Below are 20,194 nucleotides of genomic sequence, written 5' to 3' on the forward strand. Positions count from 1 at the left end.
CCGGGCGTCAGACCCGGCCCAGCGTGATCGACGCCAGCCCGTCCAGCGCCGGGCGCCCCGGATCCCAATATCCGGAGTGCCCGGCGTCGGGCTGACTGGGCACCACCCGAGCGCCGAAGTCGTCGTCGACCGGGTTGCGGCCGTGCCACAGCTCGTCCTCGGGTAACCCGAAGGCGGCCGGGCCGAGCACCGGCGCCAGGCCGGTGGCCGTCAGGTCGCGGCCCAGCGCGTCCGGGGCCGGGGCGGCGTACTGCACCACGTCGCTGACCGACGACATCGCGTAGACCGACGGCACCGCCAGGTCGGCGGCCCGGTCGACGCCGGCGCCGGGCGACCCGACGAGGACCACCGCGTCGGCCTCCAGGCCCGGGGTGGCCGCGGCCGACCCCACCACCAGCGACCCGTAGCTGTGGCCGAGCACGGTGAACCGGCCGGTCTGGTCGCTGTGGGCGGCCCGCAGCCCCGCCTGGAACTGCCGCAGCGCCGTCGCCCCGGCCACCGCCCGGTCGCGGCCGGCCGCCTCCGGCACGGTGTCGGGGGTGTCGTAGCCGAGCCAGAGAACCGCGCTGGTCGCCGTGGCCGGGTCGAGGGCGGTGGCCCGGGCCGCCACCAGCGCGGCCCGGTCCCGCTCGCGTGGCTGGTCGGCCGCCATCCCCGGCACGTGGGTGAGCACGTTGGACGCCGCGTCGGGGTCACCGGAGGCGAGCACGATGTGGTCGTGGTCGGCCCGCAGCAGATAGCTCCGCGGGCCGGCCGGGTCGTCGAGATCGATCCGGCCGTCGACGAGCAACCGGTTGGCCAGGTCGCGGGTGGCGGCGGGCAGGCCGTCGCGCCCGCCGACCAGCTCGGGCTCGGTGGCGATGAGCCAGAAGCGCTGGGCCGGCGTGAGGCCCGCCCACCACACGGCGACCCGGGCCGGGGCGGCCGGCGGCGGCGGAAACGGCGGCGGCGCGGCGCCCAGGTCGCTCATCAACGAGTCGGCCAGCTCGGCCAGGCGGGCCGTGGCCTCGGCGTCGGCCGCGCCGGCGAGCCGCAGCGCGTCCTGGATCGGGGCCATGGCCTGTCCGAACCAGGGCGCCACGGGCGGCGTGACCCGGCCGTCGTCGTCGACCCGGAGACCGGCCCGGGTGGCGATCTCGACGCCCCGGCTCAGCAGCGCCCGGGCCCGCCTCAGCGCGCCCGCCCATTCGCTCAGCGCCTGATCGGCCGACCAGCAGTGCAGCTGGATCTGGACGGCCACGCGGCGCAGCTTCTCCAGGTGGGCGGTCGCGGCCTCGGCCGCCGCCCCGGTCCAGGCGGCGGTGATCCGGCCGATCCGCGCGGCGATCTGCGCGGCCCACCGACCGGCGGTCGCGGCGTGTTGTCGCCACGCGACGGCCACCGCGAGCCAGCGGTCGGGGTCGGTCGCGCGCAGCCGGGCGTACGTGATCGAGACCTCGGTCATCGCACGGCCCGCAACCGGCCGGCGATCTGCTCGTCGGCCTCGTCGTAGTCGCGGACGACCGCGGCCAGCCGGTCGGCCGCGCCGGCCAGGTCGGTGGCCAGCAGACCACCACGCACCCCGGTCGCCGTGGCCAGGGCGCCGGCCGCGTCGGACGTCGCCCAGCGGGGCGTCGACAGGGTCGCCGGGGGATGAGCGGCGCGCACGGTCGCGCTCAGCTCCAGCAGTGGGCGTACACAAGCTTGCAAGGCCTGGGTGTCGACCTCGAGATCGGGACTCATGCCGGGAAAGGTAGAAGGATTCCCGGCCGCGGCGGACGGGCCTGTGGACAACCCGATGTCCACAGGCCCGGCCGTCGAACATTCATTAGGGTTATCGCGTGATCGTGGCAGTCGGCATCGACGTCGTCCTGGTGGAACGCTTCGCCGGCGCCCTGGAGCGGACGCCGCTGCTGGCCGACCGGCTCTTCACCGAGGGTGAACGCTTCACCTCGTCCGGCAATCCGCGCTCGCCCGAGTCGCTGGCGGCCCGGTTCGCGGCCAAGGAGGCGGTGGCCAAGGCGCTCGGCGCACCGGCCGGTCTGCGCTGGCACGACTGTGAGATCGTGGCGGATCCCGACGGGCGGCCCTGGCTCACGGTGTCCGGCACGGTGGCGGCCGCGGCCGTCGAGCGGGGCGTCGCCCGGTGGCACCTGTCGCTGTCCCACGACGGCGGCATCGCGTCGGCGATGGTGGTTGCGGAGAGTTAGGGGAGGACATCGACATGCGGCTTGCCTGGCGCGTCGCCGACGTGCGCGCGGCCGAGAAGGCGCTGATGGCCACGCTGCCGGCGGGCACGCTGATGCAGCGGGCCGCGGCCGGCCTGGCCCGGCGCTGCGGGCTCCTGCTGACCGGGTCCGGCGGCGTCTACGGGGCCCGGGTGTTGCTGCTGGTCGGCAGCGGCGACAACGGCGGCGACACGCTCTACGCGGGCGCCCGGCTGGCCGAGCGCGGGGCCCAGGTACGCGCCCTCCTGCTGAACCCCGACCGCGTCCACCTGGATGGCCTGGCCGCCCTCCGGGCATCCGGCGGCTTCACCGTGCGTGACCTGCCGGCCCAGGCCGACCTGGTGCTCGACGGCATCGTGGGCATCGGGGCCAGCGGCGGGCTGCGGCCCGAGGCGGCGAGCCTGGTCAAGGCGCTGGGTGGGCTGCGGGCGCGGGACGGTGGCCGGCCGCCGGTGGTCGCGGTGGACGTGCCGAGCGGTGTGACGGTCGACACCGGTGACGTGCCCGGCGAGGCGGTGACCGCGGACGTGACGGTGACCTTCGGCAGCCTCAAACCCGCGCATGTGGTGGGTCCGGCGGCGCCCCGGGCGGGCCAGGTCGACCTGGTCGACATCGGGCTCGGCCCGATGCTGAGGAGCGATCCGGCGGTACGCGTGCCCGACGCGGAAGACATCGCCGAATGGTGGCCCACGCTCGGCGCGGAGTCCGACAAGTACAGCCGTGGCGTCGTCGGGGTGGCCACCGGCTCGGCCACGTATCCCGGCGCGGCCCTGCTGTCCACGACCGGCGCCCTGGCCGGGCCGACCGGCATGGTCCGCTACGCCGGCAGCGCCCACGCCGAGGTCGTCCGCGCGCATCCCTCGGTGGTGGCGGCGCCGCGGGTCGGCGAGGCCGGAAGGGTGCAGGCCTGGGTCTGCGGCTCGGGCCTGGGCACCGACGAGGCCGCCCGCACGGAGTTGCGCAGCGTGCTGGCCACCTCGCTGCCGGTCCTGCTCGACGCCGACGCGCTGACCCTGCTGGTGGACGGCAAGCACGCCGACGACCTGCGCCGGGACGCCCCGCTGGTGCTCACCCCGCACGACGGCGAGTTCAAGCGGCTGGCCGGCGAGGCGCCCGGCGCCGACCGGATGGCCGCCGCCCTGCGGCTGGCCGCCTGGATCAACGCCGTCGTCCTCCTCAAGGGTGATCGCACCATCGTGGCCACCCCGGCCGGCCAGGTCTGGGCCAACCCGACCGGTACGTCCGCCCTGGCCACCGCGGGCAGCGGCGACGTGCTCGCCGGGCTGCTGGGCTCGTTGCTGGCGGCCGGGCTGGCGCCCGAGCGGGCCGCGGTCGCGGCGGCCTACCTGCACGGGCTGGCCGGCCGCCGGGCCGCGGCGGACGGACCGGTCACCGCGCCGGACGTGGCCGCGGCGCTGCCCGGCGCGATCCGGGACACCGTCGGTCCCGTTCCCGCTCAGTAGGCTGGGAGCCATGTGGCAGGCCGAGGTCCGGGTCGATCTGGACGCGATCCGGGACAACGTGGCGTTGTTGCGCGCCCGCACCACCGCCGAGGTGATGGCCGCGGTCAAGGCCGACGGCTACGGCCACGGCATGGTTCCGGCGGCCCGGGCGGCGCTGGCCGGCGGCGCGACCTGGCTCGGCGTGGCCACCCTGGACGAGGCCCTGACCCTGCGCCGCGCCGGCATCACCGCGCCCGTGCTGGCCTGGCTCAACGCCCCCGGGCTGCCGCTGCATGACGGGGTGGCGGCCGGTGTCGACCTGAGCGCGGCGAGCCTGGAGCAACTGGCCGAGCAGGTCACCGCCGCCCGCGGGGCCGAGCGGGCGGCTCGCGTCCATCTGAAGCTCGACACCGGGCTCGGCCGCGGCGGCGCGCCGGCCGACGAGTGGCCCGCGCTGGTCGAGGCGGCGGCCAAGGCCGAGGCGGCGGGCGACATCGAGGTGGTCGGCGTGTGGAGCCACTTCGCCTGTGCCGACTCGCCGGGCCACGAGTCGATCGGCCGGCAGCTGGCCGCGTTCGCCGACGGGCTCGCGGTGGCCGAACAGACCGGTGTGACGCCGCGCTACCGGCACATCGCCAACTCGGCGGCCCTGCTGACCCGGCCCGACGCGCACTACGACCTGGTCCGGCCGGGCATCGCGATCTATGGGCTGTCGCCGATCGAGGGCGAGGCGTTCGGCCTGCGCCCGGCGATGACCGCCCAGGCCCGGATCGCCATGGTCAAGCGCGTGCCGGCCGGACAGGGCGTCTCGTACGGCCTGACCTACCACACCGAGCGGGAGACCACCCTGGCCCTGGTCCCGCTCGGCTACGGCGACGGGGTGCCCCGGCACGCGTCGAATGCCGGGCCGGTGGAGGTCAACGGGCGGGTGCACACCATCGCCGGCCGGGTGTGCATGGACCAGATCGTGATCGACTGCGGCGACGACCCGGTGGCGCCGGGCGACGTGGCCACGCTGTTCGGTCCGGGCACGCCCACCGCCGACGACTGGGCCGCCGTGTGCGGGACGATCAACTACGAGATCGTGACGCGGTTCGGCGGGAGCCGGGTGCCGAAGGTCTACGACGGGGGTCATCCATGAGCCGGCCGGCCATCACCAAGAAGCACGTCGGCATCGTCGGCGCCGTGGTCGGTGTCGCCGCGGCCGGCCTGGCCACCGCGTTCGCGGTCGAGCGGGCGCTGGTCCGCCGATCGGTGAACGCGCCCGGCGACCCGCACCGCGAGGAGGAGTTCGGCGACCAGCCGTTCGACGAGGAGCTGACGGTCACCGCGGCCGACGGCACCGACCTGCACGTCGAGGTGGTCGAGCCGGCCGACGGGCCGAACGACCGGCCGACGATCGTCTTCGTGCACGGCTTCGCCCTGGACATGGGCACGTTCTACTTCCAGCGCAAGGTGCTGACCGAGCAGGGCGACCACCGGATGGTCTTCTACGACCAGCCGGGCCACGGCCGGTCCGGCAAGCTGAAGTCGGGCGACTACGACATCGCCGCGCTGGGCAAGTCGCTGGCCGCGATCCTCGACAAGACCGTGCCGACCGGCCACATCATCCTGGTCGGGCACTCGATGGGCGGCATGACGATCATGGCGTTCGCCGAGCAGTACCCCGAGTGGTTCGGCGAGCGGGTCACCGGCGTGGTGCTGATCTCGACCTCGGCCGGCCTGATCGACAAGACCAAGATCGGCCTGCCCACCCTGGTCGCGCGGGCCAGCGCGCCCTGGTTCCCGATCTGGAACACCGCCGCGCGGCTCGGCGGCCCGGCCATCAACAAGGCCCGCATTGCCACCTCCGACCTGGCCTGGCTGCTCACCCGGCGGTACGGCTTCGGCGAGGACAAGCCGAGCGCCTCGCTGGTCACCTTCGTCGAGCAGATGAACGCCAAGACGTCGGTCGAGACGCTGACGAAATACCTGCACACGCTCTACACGCACAACCGGTTCCCGGCCCTCTCCGCGTTGCGCGGCGTCCCGGTGCTGGTCATCGTCGGCACCAAGGACTATCTGACCCCGGTCACCCACTCCGAGGAGATCCTCCGGCACCTGCCCGAGGCGGTGCTCAGGAAGATCGACAACAGCGGCCACGTGGTGATGCTCGAGAAGGCCGACGACGTGAACGCGGCGATCCTGCCGTTCCTGGAGAAGATCTCGTGATCCTGCTCTCCACAGTGGAAGATACGCGTTCCTTCGGCCGCCGGCTGGCCTCGGTGCTGCGACCCGGCGACCTGGTGCTGCTGACCGGGCCGCTGGGCGCCGGCAAGACCGCGATGGCGCAGGGGATCGGGGCCGGGCTGGGCGTCCAGGGCGCGATCACCTCGCCGACGTTCGTGATCGCCCGGGTGCATCGCGGGCCGGTGCCGATGGTGCACGCGGACGCGTACCGGCTGGGTGATCGCCCCGACCCGCGGGCCGAGATCGACGACCTCGACCTGGACGCCTCGGCCGGCGACGCGGTCACCGTGGTCGAGTGGGGCGAGGGCCTGGCCGAGCAGCTCAACGACGAATACCTCCAGGTCCGCATCGACCGCCGCGACGACGACACGCGGGTGGTGGACCTGATCCCGCACGGCGCCGACTGGGAAACAAGGATCAAGGACATCGACGAATGAACCTTCTGGAGCTGCTGCCCGCCCCCTGGCCGGAGGCGCTGGCCGAGCACCTGGACGCGGAACGGACCGCCGCCCTGGGCGAGTTCATCGCGGCCGAATACCGCGACCACACGATCTATCCGCCGATCGAGGACCTGTTCGCGGCCTACCGGCTGTGCCCGCCCTCGTCGGTTTCGGTCATGATCCTCGGGCAGGACCCCTATCACGGTCCGGGCCAGGCGCACGGGCTCAGCTTCAGCGTTCGTGACGGTGTGCGCATCCCGCCGTCGTTGCGCAACGTGTTCAAGGAGCTGGCTTCGGACCTCGGAGTGACGGTGCCGTCCACAGGGGACCTGACCGGCTGGGCGCGGCAGGGTGTGCTGCTGCTCAACGCGGTGCTGACCGTCCGGGCGACCAAGGCCGGCTCGCACGCGGGCAAGGGCTGGGAGGCGTTCACCGACGCGACGATCGAGGCGTTGAACGCGCGGGACGACCGGATCGTCTTCCTGCTCTGGGGCGGCTACGCCCGCAAGAAGGCCGCGCTGATCACCAACCCGGCCCACATCGTGCTGGAGGCCGGGCATCCCAGCCCGCTCAACCGGGCCGGTTTCCTCGGCACGCGCCCGTTCAGCGCGGCGAACAAGGCGCTGGCCGACGCGGGCCGTCCGACGATCGTCTGGGGCTAGCCGTGTTCGTACTGGCCCTGGACACCGCGACGCCGGCCTCGACCGCCGCCGTCGCCGAGGTCACCGGCGCCGGCCTGCACGGCCTGGCCGAACGGCGGACCGTCGACCCGCGTGCGCACGGCGAGCTGCTCGCGCCCCAGATCCACGCGACGCTGGCCGAGGCCGGAGTGCGTCCCGGCGACCTCGGCGCGATCGTCGCCGGCCTCGGGCCGGGCCCGTTCACCGGGCTCCGCGTTGGGCTGGCCACCGCGGCGAGCATGGGCCAGGCGCTGGGCATCCCGACGTACGGTGTCTGCAGTCTTGACGGTCTTGGTCGCGCCGCGGGGCCGGGCCGGGTGCTGGTGGCGACCGACGCCCGCCGCAAGGAGATCTACTTCGCGACCTATCTGGACGGACACCGCGTCACCGAACCGGCGGTGGCGAAGCCGGCCTCCTTCACCGGCCGGGCCGACCGGGCCGTGGGGGAGGGCGCCGTGAAGTACAGCGACATCATCGGGCTGCCGATCGACGAGCACGTGCTCTACCCGCCCGGCGCCGCCCTGATCGCGCTGGCCGCCGACCGGGTCCTGGGTAAGGCCGCCGGCGAGCTGCTCACCCCGCTCTACCTGCGCCGGCCGGACGCGGTCGAGCCGGCCGGGCGCAAGTCCGTGCTGCCATGACGCTGTCCCGGCTGCGGTGGTGGCACATCGACGAGGTGCTGCGGATCGAGGAAGACCTCTTCGGGGCCGAGAAGTGGTCGCCGGCGATGTTCTGGAACGAGCTCGCCCTGCGCCGCTACTACCTGATCTTCACCGAGGAGAACCAGATCCTCGGGTACGCCGGACTGTCCGTCGTGGACGCCGAGGAGTCCTGGGTGCAGAACATCGCGGTCCGCCGGGACGCCCAGACGCGGGGCATCGGGCGCGAGCTGCTGGAGGCGCTGCTCGCCGAGGCCGCCCGGCAGGGCAGCCGCAAGACGCTGCTCGAGGTGGCCGTCGACAACGAGCCGGCCCAGCGCCTGTACGCCCGATACGACTTCGAGCCGGTCGGCATCCGCCGCGGCTACTACCAACCCAGCAACACGGACGCCCTGGTGATGATGCGCAATGGCTGACGGCCCTCTCGTTCTCGGTATCGAGACCTCGTGCGACGAGACCGGCGTCGGCATCGTCCGCGGCCACACCCTGCTCGCCGACGCGCTCGCCTCCAGCGTCGACCAGCACGCCCGCTTCGGCGGCGTGGTGCCCGAGGTGGCCAGCCGCGCCCACCTGGAGGCCATCGTGCCGACCATGCGGCGGGCGCTCGACGAGGCGAAGGTCACCCTGGCCGACATCGACGCGATCGCCGTGACGGCCGGGCCGGGTCTGGCCGGCGCGCTGCTCGTCGGCGTCGCCGCGGCCAAGGGGTACGCCCTCGCGACGGACAAGCCGATCTACGGGGTCAACCACCTCGCCGCGCATGTGGCGGTGGACACCCTGGAGCACGGCCCGCTGCCCGAGCCGGCGATCGCCCTGCTGGTCTCCGGCGGCCACTCGTCGCTGCTGCTGGTCGACGACGTGACGGCCGGCGTGACACCGCTCGGCGCGACCATCGACGACGCTGCCGGCGAGGCCTTCGACAAGGTGGCGCGGCTGCTCGGGCTGGGCTTCCCGGGCGGGCCGGTGATCGACCGCCGGGCCCGTTCCGGCGACGCCGCCGCGATCCCGTTCCCGCGCGGGCTGACCGCGGCCAAGGACCTGGCCGCGCACCGCTACGACTTCTCGTTCTCGGGCCTCAAGACCGCGGTCGCGCGCTGGGTCGAGGCCCGGCAGCGGGAGGGGACGACGATCCCGGTGGCCGACGTGGCGGCCAGCTTCCAGGAGGCGGTCTGCGACGTGCTCACGGCCAAGGCGATCGAGGCCTGCCGGGCCAACGGCGTGGAGACGCTGGTGATCGGCGGCGGGGTGGCGGCCAACTCCCGGCTGCGGGCGCTGGCCACGGATCGTGCATCGAAACACGGCATCCGGGTACGCGTACCCCGACCGCAGTTGTGCACCGACAACGGCGCGATGGTCGCGGCGCTCGGCTCGCACCTCGTGGCGGCCGGCGTGGCGCCGAGCCGGCTGGATCTGCCCGCCGACTCCGCCATGCCATTGACGGCGATCACCGCGTGAAGGTAGGCAGTGGCTCATGATTGCGCGGATGTGGGAGGTGCGCGCCCTCGGCAGCGGCTTCGACGAGTTGCTGACCTGGGTGTGTGAGAAGGCCGTGCCTGAACTCGAGGTGCTGCCCCAACATGTGTCGACGGACGTCTACTCGTCCACCGACAAGCGCATCGTGGTCATCTCTCGATGGCGCCATTCCCCGGTCGCGATGCCGGCGCCGCCCGCGTCGCTGGTGGCGCGCTCGCCGCACGTCTGGGACTTCAGCCCGGTGGACCGCTGAATCGTCAGTTCCGCAGGGCGATGAACAGGGCGAGGATCACCAGCGTGACGATCGCGATGAGGAAGACCACGAGCAGCTCGCGCCGCGGGTGATCGTCCTCGGTGGCCGGCAGGTCGCTGGTCACGGCGGCGAGCTCAGACTTCGTGCGGGCGCCGACCGCCGCCTCGACCCGGGCCGCGAACTCGTCGAGCGTCAGCCGGCCGGCGCCGGTGTGCCGCTCCAGGGCGGCCACCACTCGCTGGCGATCGTCGTCCGACGCACGGATGTCCACGGGCCGGATGCTAGCGAAGAAACTGGGTTGCCCGGTACCGCCGAATGGGCGTTCGCTAGGCGTATGTCGGAAGTGACTGAACGTAAGTTCGGGTGGTGGGACATGTGGGTCCACCCCGACGACGATCCACGGTCGGACGAGAACTTCGACGGCGAACGGGCCACGCTGCTGGGCTACCTCCGGGACTATCGGCTGACCCTCGAGATGAAGTGCGCCGGGCTGGACGCGGCCCAGCTGGCCGCCCGTTCCGTCCCCCCGTCGAACCTGTCGCTGCTGGGCCTGCTCCGGCACCTGGCGGGCGTGGAGCAGACCTGGTTCCGGCTACGGATGGCCGGGCAGGACGGGCCGCGGCTCTACCGCAGCGAGGACAATCCGAACGGCGACTTCGACGACGCGGTGGCTGACCCGGCGATGGTGGCCGAGGCGTGGGAACGCTGGCGGGAGGAGGTCGCGTTCGCCGACGCCTACGTCGCCGGCCAGGCCGACCTCGGCGTGATCGGCGCCGCCGGGGATCCGTTGCGGCAGGTCCTCGTCCACCTGATCGAGGAGTACGCCCGGCACTGCGGTCACGCCGACCTGATCCGCGAGCGCGTCGACGGGCGCGTCGGCCAGTAGCGTGGTTTCCGGGAGGTGGCCGCGATGCCGGAGGGCGACAACGACTTCGACGACATCGTCGCGCCCCTTCGCGAGGAGCGGTTCACCACCCGGCCGCCCCGGCGCCGGCTGTTCATCGCCGGGATCGCCTGTTGTGTCGCCGCGGTGGCGCTCTTCATCTTCGGCGGGGTCGAAGGCGCGGTGCTCGCCGTCATCCCCTGGATCGCCGGGATGCTGCTGGTCGTGGCCGGGCGTTCGAACCAATGACGAAAGGCGCGCCGTGGGGAGACAGCGCGCCTTTCGTTGATGTGGGTCGTGCGACGGTCAGAAGCCCGGGCCGTGCTGGTGGCCGTGGCCACCGTGGCTGTGCCCGTGGCTACTGCCGGCGGCCGGGTCGGGCTCGGCCGGCTTCTCCACCACGAGGCTTTCCGTGGTGAGCAGCAGGCCGGCGATCGACACGGCGTTGGAGACCGCGTTGCGGGTCACCTTGACCGGGTCGATGATGCCGGACGCGGCCAGGTCGACGTACTCGTCGGTGGCCGCGTTGAGGCCGTGGCCCCAGCCCAGCTCACGAACCTTGCCCACCACGACGTAGCCGTCGTGGCCGGCGTTCTGCGCGATCCAGCGCAGTGGCTCGTCCAGCGCCTTGCGGACGATCTGGACGCCGATGGCCTCCTCGCCGGTGAGGCCGAGGTTGCCGTCGAGCACCGAGGTGATCTGCGAGAGCGCGGCGCCGCCACCGGGGACGGTGCCCTCTTCCACCGCCGCCTTGGTCGCCGCGATGGCGTCCTCGATGCGGTGCTTGCGCTCCTTCATCTCGACCTCGGTGGCCGCGCCGACCTTGATCACCGCGATGCCGCCGGACAGCTTGGCCAGCCGCTCGGCGAGCTTCTCGCGGTCCCAGTCGGAATCGGACGCCTCGATCTCCTTGCGGATCTGAGCGACCCGGTCGGTCACCTCGGAGGAGACGCCGCCACCATCGACGATGGTGGTGTTCTCCTTGTCGACGACCACCCGGCGGGCGCTGCCGAGCATCTCCAGGGTGACCTGGTCGAGCTTGTAGCCCAGCTCGGGCGCGATCAGCTCGCCGCCGGTGGCGATCGCCATGTCCTGCAGCATCGCCTTGCGCCGGTCGCCGAAGCCGGGAGCCTTCACCGCGGCGACCTTGAAGGTCTTGCGGATCGCGTTGACCACCAGGGTGGACAGGGCCTGGCCCTCGACGTCCTCCGCGATGATCAGCAGCGGCTTGCCCGACTGGAGCACCTTCTCCAGCAGCGGGAGCATCTCCTCGACCGAGGAGATCTTCTGCGTGGTGATCAGGATGTACGCGTCCTCGAGGACGGACTCCTGCGACTCGGCGTCGGTCACGAAGTTCGGCGAGATGAAGCCCTTGTCGAACTGCAGACCCTCGGTGACCTCGAGCTCGGTGCTGAGCGCCGAACCCTCTTCCACCGTGATGACGCCGTCGCGGCCGACCCGGTCCATCGACTCGGCGATCAGTTCGCCGATGGTGGCGTCCTGGGCCGAGATGGTGGCCACGTTGGCGATCGCCTTGTGGTCGTCCACGTCGACGGCCTTGTCGAGCAGCGCCTTGGAGATGGCCTCGGCGGCCAGGTCCATGCCCCGCTTGAGGCCGATCGGGTTGGCGCCCGCCGTCACGTTGCGCAGGCCCTCGCGAACGAGTGCCTGGGCGAGGACGGTCGCCGTGGTGGTCCCGTCGCCGGCGACGTCGTTGGTCTTCGTCGCCACCTCCTTGACCAGCTGGGCGCCGAGGTTCTGGTACGGGTCGGAGAGCTCGATCTCCTTGGCGATGGTGACACCGTCGTTGGTGATCGTGGGCGCGCCGAACTTCTTGTCGAGGACGACGTTGCGGCCGCGCGGGCCGAGGGTGACCTTGACCGTGTCGGCGAGCGTGTTGACGCCGTGCTCCAGCAGGTGCCGGGCGTCGTCTGAGAAGCTGAGAATCTTCGCCATCTATTGGTCCCTTCACGCACAGCCGCCCCGGTCCCCGTCGCCGGGGACCGAGGCGGTCAGCACATCAGTAGGTCACTTCTCGATGACCGCGAGGACGTCGCGGGCGGAGAGCACCAGGTACTCCTCGCCGGCGTACTTGACCTCGGTGCCGCCGTACTTCGAGTAGAGGACCGTCTCGCCGACCTTGACGTCGATCGGGACGCGGTTGCCCTTGTCGTCGATGCGTCCGGGGCCGACCGCGAGGACGGTGCCCTCCTGCGGCTTCTCCTTCGCGGTGTCGGGGATCACGAGGCCCGACGCCGTGGTGGTCTCCGCCTCATTGGCCTGGACCACGATGCGGTCCTCAAGCGGCTTGATCGCAACCTTGGTCGCGGTAGTCACGGGCATACCCTCCTGGGTACAGGTGTTGCCGACCTCGTCAGCGAGGCCGGACTGATGCCTCATGCCACCGGGCGGGGCCGTCGTCGCGGGTGCCGGTCCGCCTGGCGCAAACGCGGCCCATCGCTGGGCTCACGCTGGCACCCTCATGGTGAGAGTGCTAAGTCGGAGGTTATGCCGGAACTAGCACTCCGTCAACCAGAGTGCCAACGAGTTCGCCCAGGGGAGAATGTCGTCCCGTGGACCTCGAACTGTTGGCTGAGCTGCGTAATGACCACGAGGTCCTGGCGGCCGCCGCGGACCTGGCCGGCGGTGACGCGCTGACCGCCGGCACCGCGCTGCGCGCTCGTGGGGTGGAACCCGGGCTGGCCGCCGCGGCCCTCACCCAGGCCACCCTGCGACGCTCGGCGCGGGCCAAGTTCGGCGCCGCGGCCGACCGGATGTTCTTCACCCGTCCGGGTTTGGAACAGGCGACCCGGGCGGTGGTGGCCGAGCGCCGGGCCGCCCGCCTGGCCGCCGCCGGGGTGCGAACCGTCGCCGACCTCGGCTGCGGGTTGGGCGCCGACGCGCTGGCCTTCGCCCGGGCCGGCCTCCGGGTGCACGCCGTCGACGCCGATCCGCTCACCGCCGCGACCGCCGCCGCCAACGCGGACGCGCTCGGTCTCGCCGACCGCATCGAGGTGACCTGCGCCGACGCCACCACGGTCGAGGTCGAGCGGTTCGACGCGGTGTTCGCCGACCCGGCGCGCCGCAAGGCCGGGCGGGGCCGGGTGTTCGACCCCGCGTCGTTCTCGCCGCCCTGGGACTTCGTGGCCGGGCTGGCCGCCCGCGTGCCCCGGACGGTCCTGAAGCTCGCGCCCGGCATCGACCACGCCCTGCTCCCGGCCGGCGCCGAGGGCGAGTGGGTCAGCGTCGGCGGCGACCTGGTCGAGGCCGCCTTCTGGTGCGGCCCGCTGGCCGCGGTCCCGCGCCGCGCGACGTTGCTGCCGGGCGGTCAGGAGCTGACCGGCACCGGGGAGCGGGACGGACCGGTCGGGCCGGTCGGCCGCTGGCTCTACGACCCGGACCCGGCCGTGGTCCGCTCGCATCTGGTCGCGGAGTTCGCGTCGGCGGTCGGTGGCCGGCTCGCCGACCCCGAGATCGCCTACGTGTACGCCGACGACGCCGTCGACACCCCGTACGCCCGGCGCCTCGAGGTGCTGGACGTGCTGCCGTTCTCGCTCAAGCGCCTCCGGGCGGCGCTCCGCGAGCGGGGCGTCGGCCGCCTGGAGATCCGCAAGCGGGGCTCGGCCCTGGAACCCGACCGGCTCCGCCGCGACCTCAAACTCGCCGGCACGTCCGCCGCCGGCATCGTCCTGACCCGGGTGGCCGGCGCACCGACCGCCCTGGTCACCACCCACTCCTGAGAAAGAGGGCGACCACGCACGCACGCCGAGCCGTCGCCGGAGGCGAGGCGACCTCGGCGGGAGCAGCGGCCGGCGCCACCCACCGAGCTACGACATGGGTGTTGATTTTTTCGCACAGCTACCCCGCGCTAGCCTCCGCGCCGTGGCTAAGAAAGCGGCCGGCACTCCGGCAACGGTGCTGCTCACTGCGCAGAAGGTTGCGCACACCCTGCACACCTACGAGGTCGACGCCGACACCCCCGACTACGGCGCCCGAGTGGCCGAGGCGATCGGCGTCCCTCCGGAGCGGGTCTTCAAGACGCTGATCGCCGCGGTGGACGGCTCCCTGACGACCGCGGTCGTACCCGTGACCGGCGATCTCGACCTGAAGGCCCTGGCCCACGCGGCCGGCGGCAAACGGGCCGCGCTCGCCGACCGGGCCGACGCCGAGCGCAGCAGCGGCTATGTGCGGGGCGGGATCAGCCCGCTGGGTCAGCGCCGCCGCCTGCCCACGGTGATCGACGACTCGGTGACGGCCTTGGATCTGATGTACGTCTCCGCGGGCCGCCGTGGCCTCCAGGTCGCATTGTCGCCGGACGATCTGGTCCGTCTGACCGCCGCAACCCTTGCGCACATTCGGACATAGACCCCATCTGTCCGAGCCGTTACGACACCGTTATGTCCCGGGGCTGATCTTTATCCCGGGATCGGGCAGGTTGGGACCACTGCGTGACTTAGCGTCACGTTGTGGGGCAAGTCCAGCTAGCGGCCCGGAACCGGTGCCGAAGCGGCTACCGGCACAGTCGTCGGTCGCTTCGGGCATGTTGCCGGATTGTTATGCCCTGTGACCAGAAGGCCCGGCAACTCTGCTTGTGTAACCGCCCGCAACAGGAATACGTTGCCGGGCACAACAAATGCTCCTGATCCACTGCGTCCTGGGGAGCGAACCCTCCCTCCGCGCAAACTGGAGAATCCGACGAAGGCCCGGATTTACCCGAAAGGACATAAGTAATGCGTAAGGGAATGTTCGCCCTTGCCGCCCTTGGCCTGTTGGCCACCGGCAGCATGGCCGCTTGCGGCTCCGACAGCGACTCCGGTGGCACCGGAAGCAACGGCGGCGGCTCGGCGCCGGGCAAGGTCGGCATCATCCTGCCCGACACGGCCAGCTCGCAGCGCTGGGCCACGGATGACCTGAAGTTCCTCAAGGCGGCCTTCGCGGCCGCCGGTGTTGAGGCCAACATCCAGAACGCCCAGGGTGACAAGAGCGCGTTCCAGACGATCGCGGACGGCATGATCTCCAGCGGCGTCAAGGTTCTGGTCATCGTCAACCTGGACTCCGGCACCGGCAAGGCCGTGCTGGACAAGGCCAAGGCCGCCGGTATCGCCACGATCGACTATGACCGCCTCACCCTGAACGGCGGCGCGAACTACTACGTGTCGTTCGACAACGTCAAGGTCGGCGAGCTGCAGGGCCAGGGTCTGGTCGACTGCCTGACCGCGAACAAGGCGGCCAAGCCGGTCGTGGCCGAGCTCAACGGCTCGCCCACCGACAACAACGCCACGCTGTTCAAGCAGGGCTACGACTCGGTGCTCAAGCCGAAGTACGACGACGGCACCTTCACCAAGGGCCCGGACCAGTCCGTTCCGGACTGGGACAACGCCCAGGCCGGCACGATCTTCGAGCAGATGCTCACCCAGAACAAGCAGATCAAGGGTGTGCTCGCCGCCAACGACGGCCTCGGCAACGCGGTCATCCAGGTGCTGAAGAAGAACAAGCTGAACGGCCAGGTCCCGGTCACCGGCCAGGACGCCACCGTGCAGGGTCTGCAGAACATCCTCGCCGGCGACCAGTGCATGACCGTCTACAAGGCGATCAAGCAGGAGGCCGAGGCGGCTGCCGGGCTGGCCATCTCGTTGGCCAAGGGCGAGACGCCGACCACCGCCACCGGGACCATCAAGGACCCGGAGTCGAACCAGGACGTCAAGTCGGTGCTGCTGACCCCGAAGTCCATCACCAAGGAGACGGTGAAGGACGTCATCGCGGACGGCTTCGTGACCAAGGAAGCCCTCTGCACCGGCAACTTCGCCAAGCTGTGCACGGAAAACGGCATCAGCTGATTTGACTGTGGGGGTCACCCCCGACGGCTGACGAACGGCGCCGCTCACGCCCGCGACTGGGCGTGGGCGGCGCCGGGCGTCGCACCCCCAGAACCGGTCACCAGCAAAGGAGAACCAATCCGTGGCCGCGACACCTCTCCTGGAGCTGCGCGGGATCGACAAGAGTTTCGGTCCCGTCCAGGTCCTGCACGACGTCGGACTCAGCGTCTACCCCGGCGAGGTCACCGCTCTCGTCGGTGACAACGGCGCAGGCAAGTCCACCCTCGTCAAATGCGTCAGTGGTATCTACTCGATGGACGCGGGCACGGTGACGTTCGAGGGCAACCAGGTGGCCATCCACAGCCCCCGGGACGCCTCCGCGCTGGGCATCGAGGTCGTCTACCAGGACCTCGCGCTCTGCGACAACCTGGACATCGTCCAGAACATGTTCCTCGGCCGCGAGAAGACCAGGGGCCTCACCCTGGACGAGGCCACCATGGAGCAGATGGCCGGCGACACCCTGGCCGGCCTGTCCGTCCGCACCGTGAAATCGCTGCGTCAGCTGGTCGCCAGCCTGTCCGGTGGTCAGCGGCAGACGGTGGCGATCGCCAAGGCGGTGCTCTGGAACAGCCGGGTGGTCATCCTCGACGAGCCGACCGCCGCCCTCGGTGTGGCACAGACCGCCCAGGTGCTGGAGCTGGTCCGCCGGCTGGCCGACAACGGCCTCGGCGTGGTGCTCATCTCGCACAACATGAACGACGTGTTCGCGGTCTCCGACCGGATCGCGGCGCTCTACCTCGGCCGCACCGCCGCGCAGGTGAAGGCGACCGACGTCACCCACTCGCAGGTGGTCGAGCTGATCACCGGCGGGCGCAGCGGCAACCTCGGCCTGCCGCCGGAGAAGCCGAGCGAGTACGTCGACATCACTCCGGGAGACGACCAGTGAGCACAACCACGACCGGCCCCGCGGGCGCCGGAAAGGTCCAGGTGGCCAAGCCCACGATCGCCAGCCACGTCAGCGACTACATCGGCCGGGTGCGCGGCGGTGACATCGGCAGCCTCGCGGCCGTCGCCGGTCTCATCGTGCTCTGCCTGGTCTTCGGCATCGCCCGCCCGGACACCTTCATCAGCGCGCTGAACTTCAGCAACCTCTTCTCGCAGGGCGCGGCGGTCATCTTCATCGCCATGGGCCTGGTCTTCGTGCTGCTGCTCGGCGAGATCGACCTGTCCGCCGGTTACACCAGCGGTGTGGCCGGAGCGGTCGCCGCCGTGCTGCTGACCAAGCACGGCTGGTCCTGGTTCACCGCGGTCCCGGCCGCGCTGATCGTCGGCCTGCTGATCGGTTTCCTGCTGGGCTTCCTGGTGTCGAAGATCGGCATCCCGTCGTTCGTCGTCACGCTGGCCGCGTTCCTGAGCTTCCAAGGTGTCCTGCTGGTGTTGCTCAGCGGCGGCACGAACATCTCCATCCAGGACTCGTTCGTGCTCTCGCTGGCCAACAAGAACATGCCGGTCGTCGTGAGCTGGGTGCTCGCCGTGGTCGGCATCGCCGCGTACGCCGCCACCCAGTTCGTCAAGCTGCGCGGCCGCGCCTCCCGGGGCCTGGCCACCGACCCGCTGGGCATCGTGCTGGCCCGGATTGTCGGTCTGGCGCTGGTCGTCCTGATCCCGACCGCCATCCTGTCGCAGGAGCGCGCGATCAACCCGGCGATCAACTCGCTCAAGGGCGTGCCGATCGTCGTGCCGATCCTGGCGGTCTTCGCGGTCATCTGGACGTTCATCCTGGGCCGCACCACCTACGGCCGGCACGTGTACGCGGTCGGCGGCAACGCCGAGGCGGCCCGCCGGGCCGGTATCCCGGTCGACCGGATCCGCATCTCGGTGTTCGTCATCGGCTCGTTCATGGCGGCCATCGGCGGCATCGTCGCGGCCAGCCGGGCCAGCTCGGTGGACCCCCGCTCGGGTGGCTCCAACGTGCTGCTCTACGCGGTCGCCGCGGCGGTCATCGGTGGCACCAGCCTCTTCGGTGGCAAGGGCCGGGTCATCGACGCCGTGCTCGGTGGCACCGTGATCGCGGTCATCGACAACGGCATGGGTCTGATGAACTTCAGCCCCGGCACCAAGTTCATCTTCACCGGTGCGGTGCTGCTGCTGGCCGCCGGCGTCGACGCCCTCTCCAGGCGCAGAGCGGCCGCGACCGGCAACCGATGAATCAGCTCCTGGTGACGGGGACGGCCCGCTGATGCGGGCCGGCCCCACCCAGGAGGAGGTGCGCCGGCACAACTTGGGAACGCTGCTGCGCTATGTCCACGTGCACGGCGCGACCTCCCGTGCCGAACTGACCACCCGGCTCGGCCTCAACCGCAGCACGATCGGGGCGCTCACCGCGGAACTCACCACCGCGGGGCTCGTCAACGAGCGCACTCCGGGCGAGACCGGGCGGGCCGGTCGCCCTTCCCTGGTGGTTCAGCCCGAGAGCTCAAAAGTCTTCGCGTACGCGGTGAGCATCGAGGTGGACCGCCTGCGCGCCGCCCGCATCGGCCTGGGCGGGCGCATCCTGGACCGGCGGGACGCCGCCCGCCCGCGCGGCATGCAGGCGATGGACGCGGTCGAACCGCTGGCCCACTTCATCGACGAGATGCGCGCCTCGGTGCCGGACGGCTCCCGCTACGTGGGCGGCGGCTGCGCGGTGGCCGGGATGGTCCGCCGCGACGACGGCGTGGTCCGGCTCGCGCCCACGGTCGGCTGGGTGGACGAACCGGTCGGTGAGGCGCTCAGCTCCGCGGTGGGCGACCACGGCTCGTTCACCGTCGGCAACGTCGCCGACGTCTCGGCCCTGGTTGAGCACAGCCGCGGCGCCGCGGTCGGCTGCGACAACGTCATCTACCTGTACGGCGACGTGGGCGTCGGCGGCGGCATCATCGCCGGCGGCCGCCGGGTCACCGGGCACGGCGGCTACGGCGGCGAGGTCGGCCACATGGTGGTCAACCCGCACGGCCGGCCGTGCAGCTGCGGCTCGCGGGGCTGCTGGGAGACCGAGATCGGCGAGTCGGCGCTGCTCCAGGCGGCCGGGCGGGCCGGCGAGTCGGGCCGCGACTCGGTGCTCGACGTGGTCGAGGCGGCCATGCGCGGCGACCGCGAGGCTCAGCGGGCGGTACGCCAGGTCGGCGACTGGATCGGCTTCGGCGTCGGCAACCTGGCCAACATCTTCAACCCCGAGGCGGTCATCTTCGGCGGCACGCTGCGCGACATCTACCTGGTCGCGGCGGCGCACATCCGCAGCCGGCTGAACTCGGTCGCCCTGGCCGCGACCCGCGAGCACATCCGCCTGCGTACCCCCGAACTCGGCACCGACGCGGCCCTGATCGGCGCCGGCGAGCTGGCCTTCGAACGGATCCTCGAGGACCCGATGTCAGCGTAGCGGCGGCAGCGCGTCGACCAGCGCGTCCAGCAGCCCGCCGCCGGTGCGGTACGCGCGCGGCTCAGGCAGCTTGGGTACCCCTTCGTCGGGCAGCCCCCAGATCACCCGTCCGGGTTCCAGCGAGTCCAGCGTCTCGTACCACTGCCGCAACGGCTCCCGCAGCTGCACATGCGTGGCGAAGTTCCGCCGCCGCCGGGTCTCGTCGGCATCCCGCCGCGCCTGCAACGCCTCCGCGTCCGGCATGCTGACCAGCACCGCGTCGGCCAGCCCGAGCCGCCCCGACACGAACGCCGTCCGCACCAGCGCCAGCTCACGGTCGAACGTGGCGCGCGGCGCCAGCCCCAGCGCGGCCATACCCCAGGCGTAGTGCAACTTCACCGGATCCGTGTCACAGAACGCGATGCCGTCGGCGCGCTCGAGCTCGACGGCGTCCGCCCAGCGCTTGATGCTGACCCGCGCCCAGTGCCGGGCCAGCGCCTGCCCATCACCCGGCTCGGCCGGCGCCCCGCCCGCGTCCTCCGCGACAAAGCGGCCCACCTGACGCCGGCACCAGGTCGTCTTGCCCGCCGCCGAGGGCCCCTCCACCACCACGATCACCCCGACACTTTACGAGCCCTCCTCCACCGAACGGACGGTGGGCTATTCCCTCTGCGGTGACTACGTTCAGTGATCATGAGAAGGGGAGCTAACGCCG

The 20,194-nt window shown here is 71.9% G+C and carries 24 protein-coding genes; 18 read left to right on the top strand and 6 right to left on the bottom strand.

Going from position 1 to position 20,194, the window contains the following annotated elements; translation table 11 throughout:
- Positions 1 to 7: 7 nt before the first annotated feature.
- Positions 8 to 1,444 carry an alpha/beta hydrolase gene (locus tag AB0M54_RS26035; protein WP_364318545.1) on the bottom strand — a complete coding sequence of 479 codons (1,437 nt, stop codon included), beginning with the start codon at positions 1,442 to 1,444 and terminating at the stop codon, positions 8 to 10.
- On the bottom strand, positions 1,441 to 1,722 hold the full coding sequence (locus AB0M54_RS26040; RefSeq protein WP_364474194.1) for a hypothetical protein: 282 nt from the start codon (positions 1,720 to 1,722) through the stop codon (positions 1,441 to 1,443). The genes AB0M54_RS26035 and AB0M54_RS26040 overlap by 4 nt, the downstream gene beginning before the upstream one ends.
- 98 nt (positions 1,723 to 1,820) lie before the next feature.
- On the opposite strand from AB0M54_RS26040, the gene AB0M54_RS26045 reads away from it, so the two are divergent.
- The 10 genes from AB0M54_RS26045 to AB0M54_RS26090 are packed head-to-tail and all read left to right on the top strand — an operon-like array spanning position 1,821 to position 9,383.
- Entirely contained in the window at positions 1,821 to 2,189 is a 369-nt protein-coding gene (locus tag AB0M54_RS26045; RefSeq protein ID WP_364318549.1) for a holo-ACP synthase, read from the top strand.
- A 14-nt stretch (positions 2,190 to 2,203) separates the two neighbouring features.
- Positions 2,204 to 3,670, top strand: a complete 1,467-nt coding sequence (locus AB0M54_RS26050) for an NAD(P)H-hydrate dehydratase (protein WP_364474196.1) — start codon at positions 2,204 to 2,206, stop codon at positions 3,668 to 3,670.
- A gap of 10 nt (positions 3,671 to 3,680) precedes the next feature.
- Positions 3,681 to 4,790, top strand: a complete 1,110-nt coding sequence (gene alr / locus AB0M54_RS26055) for an alanine racemase (protein ID WP_364318553.1) — start codon at positions 3,681 to 3,683, stop codon at positions 4,788 to 4,790.
- Positions 4,787 to 5,860, top strand: a complete 1,074-nt coding sequence (locus AB0M54_RS26060; protein ID WP_364318555.1) for an alpha/beta hydrolase — start codon at positions 4,787 to 4,789, stop codon at positions 5,858 to 5,860. The genes alr and AB0M54_RS26060 overlap by 4 nt, the downstream gene beginning before the upstream one ends.
- On the top strand, positions 5,860 to 6,315 hold the full coding sequence (gene tsaE, locus AB0M54_RS26065) for a tRNA (adenosine(37)-N6)-threonylcarbamoyltransferase complex ATPase subunit type 1 TsaE (RefSeq protein WP_364319035.1): 456 nt from the start codon (positions 5,860 to 5,862) through the stop codon (positions 6,313 to 6,315). Before AB0M54_RS26060 ends, tsaE begins: the two co-directional genes overlap by 1 nt.
- Entirely contained in the window at positions 6,312 to 6,980 is a 669-nt protein-coding gene (ung, locus tag AB0M54_RS26070) for a uracil-DNA glycosylase (protein ID WP_364318557.1), read from the top strand. Before tsaE ends, ung begins: the two co-directional genes overlap by 4 nt.
- 2 nt (positions 6,981 to 6,982) lie before the next feature.
- Positions 6,983 to 7,639 (top strand): tRNA (adenosine(37)-N6)-threonylcarbamoyltransferase complex dimerization subunit type 1 TsaB, encoded by a 657-nt coding sequence (tsaB, locus tag AB0M54_RS26075; protein WP_364318558.1) that lies wholly within the window; start codon positions 6,983 to 6,985, stop codon positions 7,637 to 7,639.
- On the top strand, positions 7,636 to 8,073 hold the full coding sequence (gene rimI / locus AB0M54_RS26080) for a ribosomal protein S18-alanine N-acetyltransferase (protein WP_364318560.1): 438 nt from the start codon (positions 7,636 to 7,638) through the stop codon (positions 8,071 to 8,073). Before tsaB ends, rimI begins: the two co-directional genes overlap by 4 nt.
- A complete protein-coding gene (tsaD, locus tag AB0M54_RS26085; RefSeq protein ID WP_364474198.1) occupies positions 8,066 to 9,112 on the top strand; it encodes a tRNA (adenosine(37)-N6)-threonylcarbamoyltransferase complex transferase subunit TsaD in 1,047 nt (348 codons plus the stop codon). The genes rimI and tsaD overlap by 8 nt, the downstream gene beginning before the upstream one ends.
- Positions 9,113 to 9,128: 16 nt before the next feature.
- Positions 9,129 to 9,383, top strand: coding sequence for a hypothetical protein (locus AB0M54_RS26090; protein WP_364318564.1), 255 nt, complete (start codon positions 9,129 to 9,131; stop codon positions 9,381 to 9,383).
- Between the two features lie 4 nt (positions 9,384 to 9,387).
- On the opposite strand, the gene AB0M54_RS26095 is transcribed toward AB0M54_RS26090, so the two are convergent.
- Complete coding sequence (locus AB0M54_RS26095) at positions 9,388 to 9,654, bottom strand: DUF1707 domain-containing protein (RefSeq protein WP_364318566.1); 267 nt, start codon at positions 9,652 to 9,654, stop codon at positions 9,388 to 9,390.
- 63 nt (positions 9,655 to 9,717) lie between these two features.
- Between AB0M54_RS26095 and AB0M54_RS26100 the strand changes: the two genes are divergently transcribed.
- Positions 9,718 to 10,269 (top strand): DinB family protein, encoded by a 552-nt coding sequence (locus AB0M54_RS26100; RefSeq protein ID WP_364318568.1) that lies wholly within the window; start codon positions 9,718 to 9,720, stop codon positions 10,267 to 10,269.
- A gap of 24 nt (positions 10,270 to 10,293) precedes the next feature.
- Positions 10,294 to 10,515: a hypothetical protein gene (locus tag AB0M54_RS26105; protein ID WP_364318570.1), complete on the top strand. Its 222-nt coding sequence runs from the start codon at positions 10,294 to 10,296 to the stop codon at positions 10,513 to 10,515.
- Positions 10,516 to 10,572: 57 nt separating this feature from the next.
- Here the strand turns inward: AB0M54_RS26105 and groL are convergent, their stop codons facing one another.
- Together groL and groES are read right to left on the bottom strand one after the other, a co-directional pair.
- On the bottom strand, positions 10,573 to 12,222 hold the full coding sequence (groL, locus tag AB0M54_RS26110) for a chaperonin GroEL (protein ID WP_364318572.1): 1,650 nt from the start codon (positions 12,220 to 12,222) through the stop codon (positions 10,573 to 10,575).
- Positions 12,223 to 12,294: 72 nt separating this feature from the next.
- The gene (gene groES, locus AB0M54_RS26115; RefSeq protein ID WP_084558066.1) at positions 12,295 to 12,609 is read right to left on the bottom strand and encodes a co-chaperone GroES; all 315 of its coding nucleotides are present in this window, start codon (positions 12,607 to 12,609) and stop codon (positions 12,295 to 12,297) included.
- Between the two features lie 230 nt (positions 12,610 to 12,839).
- Between groES and AB0M54_RS26120 the strand changes: the two genes are divergently transcribed.
- The 6 genes from AB0M54_RS26120 (at position 12,840) to AB0M54_RS26145 (ending at position 19,500) form a co-directional block, all read left to right on the top strand.
- Positions 12,840 to 14,006, top strand: coding sequence for a methyltransferase domain-containing protein (locus tag AB0M54_RS26120; RefSeq protein ID WP_364474200.1), 1,167 nt, complete (start codon positions 12,840 to 12,842; stop codon positions 14,004 to 14,006).
- A gap of 142 nt (positions 14,007 to 14,148) precedes the next feature.
- Positions 14,149 to 14,631, top strand: a complete 483-nt coding sequence (gene ybaK / locus AB0M54_RS26125) for a Cys-tRNA(Pro) deacylase (protein ID WP_364474201.1) — start codon at positions 14,149 to 14,151, stop codon at positions 14,629 to 14,631.
- Between the two features lie 365 nt (positions 14,632 to 14,996).
- Complete coding sequence (locus tag AB0M54_RS26130) at positions 14,997 to 16,103, top strand: substrate-binding domain-containing protein (RefSeq protein WP_364318578.1); 1,107 nt, start codon at positions 14,997 to 14,999, stop codon at positions 16,101 to 16,103.
- A 121-nt stretch (positions 16,104 to 16,224) separates the two neighbouring features.
- Complete coding sequence (locus AB0M54_RS26135) at positions 16,225 to 17,028, top strand: ATP-binding cassette domain-containing protein (protein WP_364318580.1); 804 nt, start codon at positions 16,225 to 16,227, stop codon at positions 17,026 to 17,028.
- The gene (locus AB0M54_RS26140; RefSeq protein WP_364318582.1) at positions 17,025 to 18,290 is read left to right on the top strand and encodes an ABC transporter permease; all 1,266 of its coding nucleotides are present in this window, start codon (positions 17,025 to 17,027) and stop codon (positions 18,288 to 18,290) included. Before AB0M54_RS26135 ends, AB0M54_RS26140 begins: the two co-directional genes overlap by 4 nt.
- Positions 18,291 to 18,321: 31 nt before the next feature.
- On the top strand, positions 18,322 to 19,500 hold the full coding sequence (locus AB0M54_RS26145) for an ROK family protein (RefSeq protein ID WP_364474203.1): 1,179 nt from the start codon (positions 18,322 to 18,324) through the stop codon (positions 19,498 to 19,500).
- Here AB0M54_RS26145 and AB0M54_RS26150 read toward each other — a convergent pair.
- On the bottom strand, positions 19,492 to 20,097 hold the full coding sequence (locus AB0M54_RS26150) for a hypothetical protein (protein ID WP_364318586.1): 606 nt from the start codon (positions 20,095 to 20,097) through the stop codon (positions 19,492 to 19,494). The genes AB0M54_RS26145 and AB0M54_RS26150 overlap by 9 nt on opposite strands.
- Between the last annotated feature and the right edge of the window lie 97 nt (positions 20,098 to 20,194).

This window comes from Actinoplanes sp. NPDC051470 (assembly GCF_040682035.1).
Classification (GTDB): domain Bacteria; phylum Actinomycetota; class Actinomycetes; order Mycobacteriales; family Micromonosporaceae; genus Actinoplanes.